The sequence below is a fragment of the Frankia sp. R43 genome (assembly GCF_001306465.1).
In the GTDB taxonomy this organism is placed as follows: domain Bacteria; phylum Actinomycetota; class Actinomycetes; order Frankiales; family Frankiaceae; genus Parafrankia; species Parafrankia irregularis.
In genome coordinates, this window is sequence record NZ_LFCW01000001.1 from 184,600 (window position 1) to 197,519 (window position 12,920).

9 protein-coding genes are annotated in these 12,920 nt (G+C 70.0%); 4 read left to right on the forward strand and 5 right to left on the reverse strand.

Annotated elements, in window-relative coordinates:
* The first annotated feature begins 142 nt into the window (after nucleotides 1–142).
* The gene (locus ACG83_RS00730; RefSeq protein WP_054564232.1) at nucleotides 143–856 is read left to right on the forward strand and encodes an O-methyltransferase; all 714 of its coding nucleotides are present in this window, start codon (nucleotides 143–145) and stop codon (nucleotides 854–856) included.
* A gap of 40 nt (nucleotides 857–896) precedes the next feature.
* On the opposite strand, the gene ACG83_RS46410 is transcribed toward ACG83_RS00730, so the two are convergent.
* The 4 genes from ACG83_RS46410 to ACG83_RS00750 form a co-directional block, all read right to left on the reverse strand.
* Complete coding sequence (locus ACG83_RS46410) at nucleotides 897–1,868, reverse strand: YqjF family protein (protein ID WP_054564233.1); 972 nt, start codon at nucleotides 1,866–1,868, stop codon at nucleotides 897–899.
* A gap of 25 nt (nucleotides 1,869–1,893) precedes the next feature.
* Nucleotides 1,894–2,841 (reverse strand): polyphosphate kinase 2, encoded by a 948-nt coding sequence (gene ppk2 / locus ACG83_RS00740; RefSeq protein ID WP_054564234.1) that lies wholly within the window; start codon nucleotides 2,839–2,841, stop codon nucleotides 1,894–1,896.
* 219 nt (nucleotides 2,842–3,060) lie between these two features.
* Nucleotides 3,061–3,606, reverse strand: coding sequence for a PaaI family thioesterase (locus tag ACG83_RS00745; RefSeq protein WP_054564235.1), 546 nt, complete (start codon nucleotides 3,604–3,606; stop codon nucleotides 3,061–3,063).
* A gap of 144 nt (nucleotides 3,607–3,750) precedes the next feature.
* Nucleotides 3,751–4,194 (reverse strand): MazG-like family protein, encoded by a 444-nt coding sequence (locus tag ACG83_RS00750; protein WP_054564236.1) that lies wholly within the window; start codon nucleotides 4,192–4,194, stop codon nucleotides 3,751–3,753.
* A gap of 228 nt (nucleotides 4,195–4,422) precedes the next feature.
* Between ACG83_RS00750 and ACG83_RS00755 the strand changes: the two genes are divergently transcribed.
* Nucleotides 4,423–5,052, forward strand: coding sequence for a TetR family transcriptional regulator (locus tag ACG83_RS00755; protein ID WP_054564237.1), 630 nt, complete (start codon nucleotides 4,423–4,425; stop codon nucleotides 5,050–5,052).
* Between the two features lie 704 nt (nucleotides 5,053–5,756).
* The gene (locus ACG83_RS00760; RefSeq protein ID WP_054564238.1) at nucleotides 5,757–7,775 is read left to right on the forward strand and encodes an MFS transporter; all 2,019 of its coding nucleotides are present in this window, start codon (nucleotides 5,757–5,759) and stop codon (nucleotides 7,773–7,775) included.
* Nucleotides 7,776–7,920: 145 nt separating this feature from the next.
* Here ACG83_RS00760 and ACG83_RS00765 read toward each other — a convergent pair whose 3' ends face one another.
* Nucleotides 7,921–9,303 (reverse strand): lamin tail domain-containing protein, encoded by a 1,383-nt coding sequence (locus ACG83_RS00765; protein ID WP_083472945.1) that lies wholly within the window; start codon nucleotides 9,301–9,303, stop codon nucleotides 7,921–7,923.
* A gap of 453 nt (nucleotides 9,304–9,756) precedes the next feature.
* Here ACG83_RS00765 and ACG83_RS00770 point away from each other — a divergent pair, with 453 nt between their 5' ends.
* The gene (locus tag ACG83_RS00770) at nucleotides 9,757–12,801 is read left to right on the forward strand and encodes a TIR domain-containing protein (protein WP_161934714.1); all 3,045 of its coding nucleotides are present in this window, start codon (nucleotides 9,757–9,759) and stop codon (nucleotides 12,799–12,801) included.
* The last annotated feature ends 119 nt before the right edge of the window (nucleotides 12,802–12,920 follow it).

Genomic DNA, 12,920 nt, shown 5'->3' on the forward strand with positions numbered 1-12,920 from the left:
GCCCGACAGCACGGTGTATCCACCACGCGCCCACCTCGTGCCCGTTCGCGCGATTGCCGCCCGCCGTTGCCCACCGCGGCCCGCCGCGGCCCGGCAACCGCGCGGGCGGCCGGACGCCGAGCCGCTTCGATAGCCTCGACGCGTGACCTCCCGTTCGGACATCCCGCCCGCCGACGGGCACTCCTTCCACGGCAAGTCCGGTTTCCTGCCCCCGCAGCTGTATCGGTACCTCGTCACCCACGGGTCGCCGACCGACGACATCCTCGCGGACCTCACGGCCGAGACCGCGGCCCTGGGCGGCGCCGCCGGGATGCAGATCCCCGCCGATCAGGGCGCCCTGCTGACGATCCTGACCGCGGCGATCGCGCCGTCCCGCGCCATCGAGATCGGGACCTTCACCGGCTACTCCTCGCTGTGCGTGGCCCGCGCCCTGCCGCCCGGCGGCCGGCTGCTGTGCCTGGACGTCAGCGACGAGTGGACGTCCATCGCACGGCGCTACTGGGAGCGGGCCGGGGTGAGCGACCGGGTGGAGCTCCGCCTCGGCCCGGCAGCCGAGTCGCTGGCGCGGCTGCCCGCGCGGCCCACCTTCGATCTCGCCTTCATCGACGCCGACAAGGAGGCGTACCAGACCTACCTCGAGCTGCTGCTGCCCCGGCTGAACCCGAACGGCCTGATCATCGTGGACAACGTCCTGCAGTCCGGGCGGGTGCTCGCCGAGGACGGAGCCGAGACCGAGGCCAGCCCGAACGTCGTCGCCATGCGGGCCTTCAACGAGGCGCTCGCCCGTGACCGGCGGGTCCAGGTCGTCATGCTGCCCGTCGCCGACGGGCTGACCCTCGCCCGCAGGCTGCCGTAGGCCCACCGGCCGACTCCCTGGGCGGACTGGCCGGGAGCGGTCACAGGTACCGTTCCGGGCGGCCGATCCGCACCTGCACACCGGGCGAGTAGTGCATCAGCGGCTCGACCGCCGGCGGGGCGAGTCCGGCCGCGCCCAGCAGCCCGTCGTCGAGCTCCACGGGATCCGCCCGGTGGAGCGGCCAGGGCTCGTGGCAGGCCGGCACGGTCCGATGGCTCGGCCCGGTCGAGCTGTAGAGGCGCCAGCGGGCGGTGAGGAAGTGATCCAACGGGCTGAGCTCGCCGGCCTGATACGCGGCGCCGATCCGGACCCGCACCCGGCTGGACGCCCCCCGCGGCCCCGGCCAGCGACGCCGCGTCCGGTAGAGGATCTCGTCCCGACCGATCCCGTCCCGACCGATCCCGTCCCGACCGATCCCGTCCCGACCGATCCGGTCCCGGCCGATCCCGTCCTGGCCGATCCCGTCCTGGCCGATCCCGTCCTGGCCGATCCCGTCCTGGCCGATCCCGTCCTGGCCGAGCGTGCGACGCGGGCCCGGCCAGCCTTCCCCGGTTCGGACGACCCGCATGGCGGACCACAGGTAGGGAAGCCGGAAACCCCCGCGCGCCATCAGAACCGCGGGGAGCCTGGCGGCGTCCAGGGAGAAGAACCAGACCCCGCGACGACCCCGCCGATCGACCACATAGGTGCGGACGTTGGTCTCCGGGAACGCGGACATCCACGGCAACGACCACCCGCGGCCGGTCGCCACCCGCATGGAGAAGGGCACCAGGCTGACCCAGGCCTGGCCGTCGAAGGTGTCCACGGTCAGCTCCGGCGGCAGCCGGCGGCGCACCACCTCGGGCTCGAACGGCCAGTGCAGGAAGGTCAGCCGCTCCCAGCGCTGGATCGAAGCCGGGCGCTCGACGGCGAACGGGCACACCGACCCCACCTCGGGGCGAGCGGGGCCTCGCCGCAGGGGGCGAGCCGCGGCGTCACCGCCGCCGGCCAGGCCCGACTGGTCCAGGTACATGCGACCATCGTGGCCTGCCGGCCGACTATTCGCCGGATTTCAGCAGTTCCGTCGCGGAGACGACGATTCGCGGGTCCGGCTGCCCGATGACCGACTCGTCCCGGCCGGCGTACTCCAGCTGCGACAGGACGTGGCGCATGGCCTCCAGCCGGGCCCGTTTCTTGTCGTTGCTCTTGATGACGGTCCAGGGCGCCTTCTTGCTGTCCGTGTGGACGAACATGGCTTCCTTGGCCTTGGTGTAGTCGTCCCACCGGTCCAGGGCCGCGAGATCGACGGGGCTGAGCTTCCACTGCCGCACCGGGTCGATCTGACGGATCAGGAACCGCGTCTGCTGCTCGCTGCGTGAGACCGAGAACCACAGCTTGATGAGGTGGATGCCGCTTTCGATGAGCATCTCCTCGAGCGCGGGCGCCTGGCCGAGGAACTCGTGGTACTGGGCTTCCGTGCAGAAGCCCATGACCCGCTCGACGCCGGCCCGGTTGTACCAGGAGCGGTCGAACATCACGATCTCGCCGGCGGTCGGCAGATGCTCGATGTACCGCTGGAAGTACCAGGACCCACGCTCGGTCTCGGTCGGTTTCTCCAGCGCCACGACCCGGGCCCCACGCGGGTTCAGGTGCTCGGTGAACCGCTTGATGGTGCCGCCCTTGCCGGCGGCGTCCCGGCCCTCGAAAAGCAGGACGACCTTCTGGCCGGTGTCCTTCACCCAGTACTGGAGCTTGAGCAGCTCGATCTGCAGCAGCCGCTTCTCCCGCTCATAGGCGTCACGGGAAAGCCGGTGTGTGTACGGGTAGTTCTCCCGCCAGGTGTCGATCGACGTGCCGTCCGGACGGAACAGGGTCGCGTCGTCCGCGTCATCCTCGACCACTGTCAGTGAACGGACGTCCGCGCCGAGGTACTCGGTGGGTGGCGTGAAGGGAAGTGAATCAACAACCAGCCGCACGTCGGATGTTCCTGCGGTCGTCTCGCTCATGGCAGCCTCCGGTAGGGCTCATCAGCCCCGATCCCATCATCGGCCCGCCCGCGCATGGCACGCCAAGCTGGGATTTCAACCCCTGTTCACCTGCCCCACACATCCCGCCTGACAGGTTCCGGGCGACGGCGCCGGCGTGGCGCCACCCTGGCCCGGCGCCGCTGTAGGCCGGCACGGTACTGGCGGGCACGGCGCCGGCGGGCACCGACGGCCTGTTCGCTAACTCATGACGAGGCAGGTGCTGCTCGCGGTGGCCACCACGCGCCCGGCGGCGTCACGGACATCCGCCTCCGCGAACGCGGCCCGACGGCCGGGGCGGGTCACCCAGCCATGGGCGGTCAGCGTGTTCGTCCCGCCCGGCACGATCTGGACCGGGCGAACATAGTTGACCTTGATCTCAAGCGAGGTGTACGCGGTGCCGGCGGCCAGGGTCGTGTGCACCGCGCAGGCAGCCGCCGTGTCGAGGAGCGTGCAGACGAGGCCGCCGTGCACCAGTCCGATCGGGTTGTACGCGGACTCGTCCGGCTCGCAGGTGAAGACGACATCACCGACGTCCGCCGAGACCGGCCGGAAGTCGAACACCTGGGAGATCGGCGGCGGTGGGACCGTGCCGTCCATCATGGCGCGCAGGAACTCCAGGCCGGACATGGTCAGGCCCAGGGCCGCGCTGGTGGCCGGGTCGTACCAGGTGACGGTCTTGTGCCGCTGGTCGCCCCAGTGCTGGGCCGGGTCGTTCCCGGCGGCCGCCGGCTCCGAAGATGACATGGGCCGGAGCCTATGCCGCCCACCTTCGACGAGTTCCGCCCGCGCGACGCGCCCTGCCACCTGCCCGCCGACCTCCGGCGGCCGACCGCCACGCACATCGATCCGATCTCCGCGCACCGCCACCACGCGCCGATCACGCGCCGATCACTCGCCGGGATGCCGCTCCCCCACGGCCGCGATCAGCCGGGCCGTCCTCGCCTCGACATGGGCCGTGAACCGGGCCGCCCAGTCACCGGTTGTCGAGGCGGCGGCGACCAGCGCGGAAAGCGCCACGTCGAGGAGCTCGTCGATCAGCTCCTGCTCCGAACCGCGGCTCTTGCGCGGGTTCTGTCCGCGCAGGCCGATCAGCGCCGCGCTCGCCTCGCCGCACTCCTCGGCCACCTTGACCACCCGCAGCGCGAGGCCCTCGTCGGGACCGATCGCCATCCTTCGATCGTTCAGGTCAAGCGCCCGCACGGCGGCGTCGATCGCGGCAGTGGGCAGCATCGGCTCCGGTGGCACGGCCGCCTCCGACAGCGCAGCGGTCTCGGACGATGCGGGACTGTTCGGAAGCACATCCACCAGCGTGAAGGTACCGGCCGGGAACACAGCGGCCGTGTCCTGACGAGCGGGACGGATCCACATCTGCCCGCGCCCGGATAGTGTGGAGGACAGGAGCAGGAGACCGTCTCGCGGGAGCGGGGGCGGTCGAGGGCCACATCGAGCCTGGCCGCCCGAGGGCGTGCCCGGTGAGCGTGGCCGATCAGGCGGCCCGCCCCGACCGATGCGGCAACGGCCCGCATACCTACCTGATGCTCCGCGCGCCGGGCACTCGCCATGGCCGCGGACGAGAACGGACACGCCTTGACTCGGATCCCGGAGGCTTCGCGCGCCGACGCGACCCGCGCGCGTCTTCTCGCGGCTGCCCTCGACGCGTTCGCGACAAAAGGTTTTCACGGCACCACCACCCGCGACATCGCGGCGGCGGCGGGAATGAGTTCGGCAGCCCTGTACGTCCATCACAAATCGAAGGAAGAACTGCTTTACCTCATCTCGTTGACCGGGCACCAACGGACGCTCGCGAGGCTGCGCGCGGCGCTCGCCCACTCGGATGACCCGGTCGAGCAACTGCGCAGAGTGGCCCAGACCTTCGCCGAGTCGCATGCTCGCGATCACACGACCGCCCGGGTGGTCAACTACGAGCTCGCCGCACTGAGCTCGGAGCATCGGGAGGAGATTCACGCCATTCGGCGGGAGATCGCCGCGGAGATCGGCGGAATCGTGCAGCGAGGTGTCGCCGCGAAGGTGTTCGTCGCGCCCGATCCGGCGATGACGGCGACCGCGCTGGTCTCCCTCGCCATCGACATCGGCCGCTGGTACCGGGACGACGGCTCGTGGACCCCGGCGGAGATCGGCCGCCGGTACGCCGAGCTGTCGCTGCGGATGGTCGGCGCAGCTCTTCCATAGGCGAGGTCTGCAGGAGGCGCGTTGACAGCGGCCGCGGGCCGGTGAAAACGCGCACCAAAAGCGGCGAAGCGACCACAGAGCGGCCGGCAGTCACGAGGAAATGAGAATTTCGGTCGCCGGGGAGCCTGTAGCACGGTTCCGAGCTTCGGACTGCCACTGCCGCCCGCAAGATCTGAGGATTCTGGTCGCAAGAGCGACGAAAACCATCATATCCTCGAGCTGCGGTTCCGGTCCGCTGCCGCTGCCCGGCAAAGCCTAAGGATCGTGGTCGCTGGTACGACCAGAATCCTCAGAATTTCGAGCCACGACGTCGAGTTGCCGCCCTTGCCGGGCAGCCCGGGTTCACCTGCCCCCGGCGACCTCAGACCGCGTTCAACCGATCGTCGATCCTGATCTGCGCGATCTCGCGGCTGGCTCCGGAACGACGCCCATCCGCTCTTCGGACTCGCCCCACCCAGGCTCCGGGCGCTCAGGGCGCTCCGGACACTGCGGGACTGCGGGCGCCCGGCGCGTCGGCGCAGGTCACAGGTTCGTCTTCACAGTCCAGGAACCTGGTGCTGACTAATCGCTTGCTTAGTTGCCACCCCGTCGCTTACCGTGCCTAGCTGTGGCGCACGCCACATCGCCCGCCGGTCGCGCGCCGCCTGTCGCGCCGAGCGAGCGTCTCGCCTCGGCCCCGACCGACGACCGCGGAGGACAGTCATTTGAGTCTGACGATCGATCCGCCGGCCGACACCCGCAGCCCGGATCGAAATGGCATCCGCAGGCTCTGGTTACGCCAGCTCGCCCACTACCCCGCCAATGGACCCCGCGGCCTCTATCTCGCGATCACCGTCCTCGTGGCCGTTTTTCTCTACTACGCGCTGTACACCCAGGGCGCGGTCGCGACGCAGATCATCGAGCATTACCACTTCTCGTTCACGGCCTTCGTCTTCGTCAGCGTCATCGGCAATGCGATCGGCGCCTTCGCATCGCTTTTCGCCGGTCTCACCGACCGCTGGGGCCGGGCCAACCTCGTCGTGGTCGGCGTGCTCGCGGTGGCCCTGATCGCACTGCTGGGGCTGCCGAACGCACCCGGCAAGGCCGGTTTCACCGTCATGTACTCAGTGCTGTGCTTCGTCGAGGGAATCGTGCTGGTGGCCACTCCGGCACTGGTCCGGGACTTCTCACCGCAGGTCGGGCGGGGCCTCGCCATGGGCTTCTGGACCCTGGGCCCGGTACTCGGCAGCCTCACGGTCACCAGCGTGTCGAGCAACACCCTGGACGAGCACCCCGACTGGCGCTTCCAGTTCTACGTCTGTGGCGTGGTCGGTCTGGTGATGTTCGTGGTCGCCCTGGTCGGGCTTCGGGAGCTGGCACCGGCGCTGCGTGACCAGCTCATGGTCAGCATGCGCGACCGCGCGCTGATCGAGGCCCGGGCCGCGGGCATCGACCCCGAACAGGCGTCCGCCGGGTCCTGGCGACGGGTGCTGAAACCCAACGTGATCGGGCCCGCCTTCGCGATCAGCACCTTCCTGCTGCTCTATTACATTCTGGTCGGCTTCGCCGTCGTCTACTTCGCCACCGTCCACGGGTACTCCGAGGCGCGGGCGAACGCGGTGGCCAACTGGTACTGGATCTCCAACGCGATCGCCCTGGTCGTCGCCGGAGCGTTGTCGGACCACTTCCGGGTCCGCAAGCCCTTCATGGTCGTCGGCATGGCGATCAGCGTCGTCGGGAACATTCTGTTCGCGTTGTCGACGACCGACCCCGACACCGGCTACTACGCGATCGCCTTCTATTTCGTGCTCAGCGCCGCCGGCAGCGGAATCGCCTACGTGGCCTGGATGGCGGCCTTCACCGAGACGGTCGAGAAGCACAGCCCCGCGGCGACCGCCACCGGTCTCGCCATCTGGGGCTGGATCCTGCGCGTCGTCGTCAGCGTCGCACTGATCCTCTTCACGTTCGCGCTGCCCGCCACATCCGTCCTCGTCGACAAGGGGACCCGCGTCGAGCACATCGTCACGGCGCATCCCAAGGAGGTCGCGGTTCTCTCCGCGATCGACCCGGCGACCTCGGCCGCACTGGCCAGGAACCCCGAGGACACGGCGGCGCTGTCCAGGGCGCTCGGCCAGGTCGCGGCCGAGCAGGGTGCCACCGCCACCGAGGCAGCGGCGGTGTCGACGGCCGTGCGGGAGCGGTCCCGGGAGCTCGCCACCGCGCAGGCGATCGACCCGGACACGCTGAAGGCGTTGCAGCAGGACCCGCCCGACGGCACCGCGATCGGCGCGGCCCTCGCCGACATCGTCAAGGAGCTCGGCGTCCCGCAGCCGACGGCGGTCGAGCTGCTCACCAGGCTGGGCGACCCCGACGTCAAGGCCGATCTCGCCCTCGTGCAGAAGTACGGCGCCGTCCTGACCTCCGCCGAGGCCGCGATCCCACCGGACGACCTCGCCTACCTCGGTGCCCACGGCACGGAGGTCGCCGACGCCCAGAAGGACAACCCGAGCCAGTGGCAGAACTGGTGGTGGGTGTGCGTCGCGGGCCAGATCGTGTTCGTCCCGTTCATCTTCCTGCTGACCGGACGGTGGAGCCCTCGGCTGGCCCGCGAGGACGAGCGGGTGCACGAGGCGATGGTCGAGCGTGAGATGGCCGCCCTGCAGCAGGCCAGGTCGGCTGCCACGGCCACGGCAACCTCCGGCGGATCGCCGGAACCCACTGCGGGCAGCCAGCCCGCTCCGTAGCGGCGGGCGGTCCGACGATCACCACGTGACGGTGCCGCCCCCCGCCGGCACGGGTGATCCTCGGCGTCCTCCCGCCTCCCGCCTCTCGGGTCCCGAGTCCAGGACCCGAGAGGCGGAACCAGCTCAGGACAACAGATTCAGCAGGTCAGCAGGTCAGGGTTCCGCTGCGCAGCGCGTGGCTGGCGTCGTTGCTGTCATCGGCCCAGATGACCGGCCTGCGGCCGGCCGCGCAGGCCTGCGGCGAGATGGCGAAGCCCTCGTTGTTGTAGTTGCCCATCCCCGTGGGCCGCTGGTAGGTGGCGGTCACGGCGAACTGGCCCTGGCCGTTGATGTCCGACGTGGTGGCCCTACCCGCGCAGGTGTTGTCACAGACGGCCCACAGATGGCCGGTCACCGCGTCGAACTCCAGATCCATCAGCGTTGCCAGGCCGCTGCCGAAGGTGGCGACCCTGGTGTAGCCACCGCCGGCCTGGTCGAGCGCGTAGGCGTAGATCGTCCCGTTGGACTCGAGGCCGACGAAGTACAGGCCGGTGCCGTGGCCGGCGTAGTTGGCCGGGTTGTAGGTGCTGTTGGTGTGCTCATCACGGAAGCCATGCGCGGTCAGATAGGTGTCCGGCACCCAGGCGATGGATTCGAGCCCGCTGTTGGGATCCGACGACGGCAGGTCCGCGGTGAGGTTCCACTCCGCGGTGGCGTTCAACGACGTCGCGGTGGATGAACCGTCGTACCGCAGGACCTTCAGCAGACTGACGTTGTCGTTGCTGTTGTTCCGTTCGGTTGCCACCAGGACGCCATCCGGGCTCACGACGACGCCTTCGGCGTCCGGGTCGCCGGAGCCGTTCGCGTAGTGCAGCACCTTGCCGCTGGACCAGCCGCCGGTCGTGTCACGGATCCAGGTCGAACCGCTGGGAACGAGGCGGTACAACGTGCCGGTGCCGTTCTTCACCGCCCACAGAACGCTCGAGCTCTGGAACGACACGCCGCTGAGGTTCGATCCGAAGACGTTCGTGGCGTCGGCCACCGCCACCGCCGAGTCACCGGGCCAGGCCGAGCCGGAGCAGGAGTTGGTGGTGCCCCGGGTCGAGGCGAGTGTGGTGGCGAACGAACCCGTCCCGTCCGGGCAGCGCCCGTAGGTCGTCGACGCGTGCGACGTCCAGGTGTAGGAGTCGATCAACGTGGTGCCGCCGGACTGGTACAGCCGCACCGAATCGGAGCTGCCCAGCCCGTAGGCCGACTCGACATCGACGACCACCCGCCCGCCGGCGGCCAGCGACGTGCCCGACGCGATCGTGAACACGTGCGAGTCGTCGTTGTCCTTCACCACCCATCCGGACAGATCCACCGCCGTGGCGCCGGTGTTCACCAGCTCCACCCAGTCGCCGGGCGAACCACCGCTCGACTCGACCTCGTTGATCCGCACACTCGTCGGGCCGTCGGCCGACGCCGGCAGGCCGGACAGTCCCAGCGCCGCCAGGGCGAGGGCACCGGCGACAGCCAGTCGCACTCTTCCTCGGGAAGATCCGAACAACGCAGCCACTCCTTCTCGCAGGGACACAGGCAGAAGGGAGCAGAATCGCGCTCCTGACGGAGGCTCCCGCGGCGGGGCAACCGCCCTCTGAACGCAATACGAACAACGCCCGCCGGGCGCATGGCAAACTCGCGCGGGAGCAAAAAGTGGCCTCCGGCACAGTCGACGGCCAAGCCGGATACCTACCCGGCGCAGCCACCTGTCAGCCAGCCGTCATCAAAGACCGGCATATACCCGGGCACTTCCGCGCGTCGGTTGGGCTAGCATGCAGACAGAAATACGCGCGGTGCTGCCTGCCCGGGTCCCGGCAGTGTGGGATGTGGTGCCCGGCTTGACGGGGGCGATATGAAGGACTGTTTTCTCCTGAGCTCAGCCTTCGACGCCGACACCCCCTGGATCAGGCACTTTCACTCCGATCTCGAGCGTGCACTGCGCGTCCGTGAGGGCGCTTCGATGACCGGTGTACTGAATGCACGTCCACGCCCCGGCGCCCCTGACGTGCCGGTTCGCGGAATCGACGCCGCGGCCCGCCTGCCTGTCATGGTCGCCCTGTGTCGCGATGATTTCTTCGAGGACGACTGGTGCGGCCGGGAGTGGGCGGTGTTCACCGAACGGCTGCGGCTGCGTCCCACCAACCCCGCGCAGGCCACCCGCGGTGCGGACACCCCTCATCTGCTGCCCCTGGTGTGGAGACGCGGTCAGTCCGCGCACTGGTCGGCGGTCCATGGCCTGCCTGGCAACCCGGCCGAACGGGTGGCGGCGAGGCTCGGCCGTTCCTATGCCGCGCACGACCTGCACACGCTGATCCGGACCCAGCAATGGGGAAAGGGCGGCTACTTCGAGGTTGTGGAGCTGATCGCCGACCTGGTCGCGGCGGCCCGCCGAACACCGCCGCCCGTCCTGTCCACCGCGGCCGCGGAGGCGCTGCCGCCCGCCTTCGGGGTGCCGGCGGAAGGGCCCCGGCCCGCCGCATCTCTGCGCACCACATCTCCCTGGTTCCCACCCCCGAATCCGTCCGCCGTGAGCTCTCCCACCGCGAGCTCGCCCGCCGGCGACCCGGCCGACCAGGGCCCGTCCGACACGGGGGCCGGTCACCGTGCCGGCCCCGCACACGTCGCGGTCAGCCCCGCACACGTCGCGGTCAGCTACGTCGGGCCGAACCAGCCCTGGGCGGACTGGATCAGGGATCTTCTCCGCGCACGCGGGCATCAGGTTGACCTGATCCGCTGGAATCCGCTGCGCGGTGACCGGCTGTCCGAGACCTTGCGCGCGGTCGAGCAGTCCGGCGCGGACCGGCTGATCTGCCTGCTGTCCCGGGAGTACTGCGTCGCCCGCGCAGACCTGAGCGCCGCGGTGACCGAGCTGGAGCAGTGGGAGTTACTCGCCGGCGAGGGTGCACTGCGCGGCAGGATCCTGCGCGTCGTGCTCGATCCCGAGCCTCTGCCCGAACCGCTGCGCTCGATGTCCACCATCGACCTGCGGGGCGCCTCGGCAGCCGCGCTGGAGCGACTGCTGGCCCAGGTCCAGGGCCAGGGCCAGGGCCGGGGCCGGGGCCGGGCTGGCCACCCCGCACCGCAGGCCACGCCCCTGCCGGCCCGGGGCCCGCACTCGCCGCCACGGTCCAACGCACCGGTGGAGAACGACTTCTTCACCGGGCGGGACGACGACCTGGACCGGATCGCGGCGCTGCTCGGCCGGGACGGACACGCCGTGGTGGTGGCGAAGGACGCACTGCCGGACCTGGGTGAGTCCGAGGTGGCGATCGAGTACTCGAACCGGTTCCGGATGCGGTACGACGTGATCTGGTGGATTTCCTGCCAGGGCGACCTGAGTATCGACGAGCAGCTCGATCGGCTACCCGCGGAGGAGTCGCCGGGATTCCAGGAATCCCAGGAATCCCTCGAACCCGCTGGAGGCCCACCGGAAGAAGGCGGCGCCGCCCGGCCGGCCGGCGACACGCCCAGGCGGCTGCTGGTATTCATCGCGGCCGATGATCCCGACTCCATCAAGGAGTATTTCCCCCAGGACGGCTCGCACGTCCTGGTTGTGGCCAGAAATGCCGGCTCCTGGGCCCAGAACACCGTCGCGATCGGTCCGCTGAGCAGAGCCGAGTCGGTGTTTCTGCTCACGGAGACGGCGCCGGTGAACCGGGGAGAGGCCGACCACCTCGCACGCCTGCTGCGGGATCGCCCGGGTCTCATCGCCGAGGTGGCCGGCCACCTCGTCCGCCGCGAGATATCGCTGCAGCGGTGCATCGCGCTCCTGACCGACTCCCAGCGGTACAACGACCTGCCGCGAGACCTCCACCTCCGGCTGATGAGCATGATGGTCGACGATCCAGGAGCAGATCCCCGAGCGGCCCAGCCGAGCCTTTCCGCGCCCCCCGTGGAATCTCCGCAGACATCACAGACACCACAGACACCACAGCCTCCGGCCGGCGGCAGGAGACGGCCGCCGACGGAGCCGCACCCGGCGTCTGCGCCGCCGATCGACCTGACCGAAGGCACCCATCCCACGGCGGACGAGGCCGGCCAGCCCTCCGTGCCCCAACGGGACGTCTTCAGCATTCACGCCGCGCTCATGGGTGTCTGGATCATCAACGATCCGGATGCGTTCGACGCCTGGATGGCACTGCTGTCCGAGCGCATCGAGCGTCGAATCCTGCTTCCTCGGCACGAGCCGCTTGCCGTGCGGGTGATGGCACTCATCCGGCACGCCCTGGCGCAGACCGAGCCGGAACTGCTCGACGCCATGGCGCGGGCGCTGGAGGAACGGGCCGCCGGCGACCCGTCGGTCCGGCAGTTCCGTCGACACGTCGACAACGTCCGGCACCGCTGGGGCCAGCACAGCGGAAGCGGATCGCTCGACAGCACCTTCCTCGTCGATCCGGGCGGTACGGCGGCCACCCACCTGGCAGACGGAGTCGTTCCGTATTTCTTCCTGAGCTATGCCCGCCGCCGTGACAGCGATCTGGTGGAGCGGTTCCACCGCCGCCTCGAGACGGAGATCGGCCGGCGCGCCAGGCGGCAGGTGAACACCAAAGGGTTCCTGGACCGGGTCAGCATGGAGGGCGGCGCGCACTGGCGGGCGGAGCTCCAGGAAGCCGTCCGCCGCAGCCCGATGATGATCGCACTCTGCTCGGACGACTATTTCAGCAGCTCCTGGTGCGGCCGTGAATGGGCGGTCTTCCAGGAACGGATCCGGCTGGCGACCGCGCCGGGTGGCATGCCGCCGGCGGCGATTATTCCGGTTCGGTGGCTCCCGCTGACCTGTGAACCACCCGAACCGGCGCAGGCGGTACAGATGCTGGACGTCAGCGGCGCCACCCGGTCCGACCTGCCGGTGATGGATCTCATCCAGGAGGACGAGAGCGTCGTGCTCCGCCTTATGCGGCTGCTCACCGAGCGAATGATGAAGATCGCGGCAGCCGCGCTGCCGCCGCTCGAACGAGATCTGACGGAACTGGTCGAGCCCCTGTTCGGGTCGACCCGAGGATGAACGACCCACCCCGCGCCATCGGTGGCCATCCAGGCGAATGGTCGGCAGAGTTTTCGGGCGAAGCAGCACACCCGGCAGCAACCGTGCTTCCGATGCCGTCGCTCGGCCGCGCGCACGGC

Excerpts from the sequence above, each read along its gene's own strand:
- ACG83_RS00755 (WP_054564237.1), top strand. The coding sequence starts at position 4,423 with ATGGCCGCGGACGAGAACGGACACGCCTTGACTCGGATCCCGGAGGCT.
- ppk2 (WP_054564234.1), bottom strand. The coding sequence starts at position 2,841 with ATGAGCGAGACGACCGCAGGAACATCCGACGTGCGGCTGGTTGTTGAT.
- ACG83_RS46410 (WP_054564233.1), bottom strand. The coding sequence starts at position 1,868 with ATGTACCTGGACCAGTCGGGCCTGGCCGGCGGCGGTGACGCCGCGGCT.
- ACG83_RS00745 (WP_054564235.1), bottom strand. The coding sequence starts at position 3,606 with ATGTCATCTTCGGAGCCGGCGGCCGCCGGGAACGACCCGGCCCAGCAC.
- ACG83_RS00770 (WP_161934714.1), top strand. The coding sequence starts at position 9,757 with ATGACCGGTGTACTGAATGCACGTCCACGCCCCGGCGCCCCTGACGTG.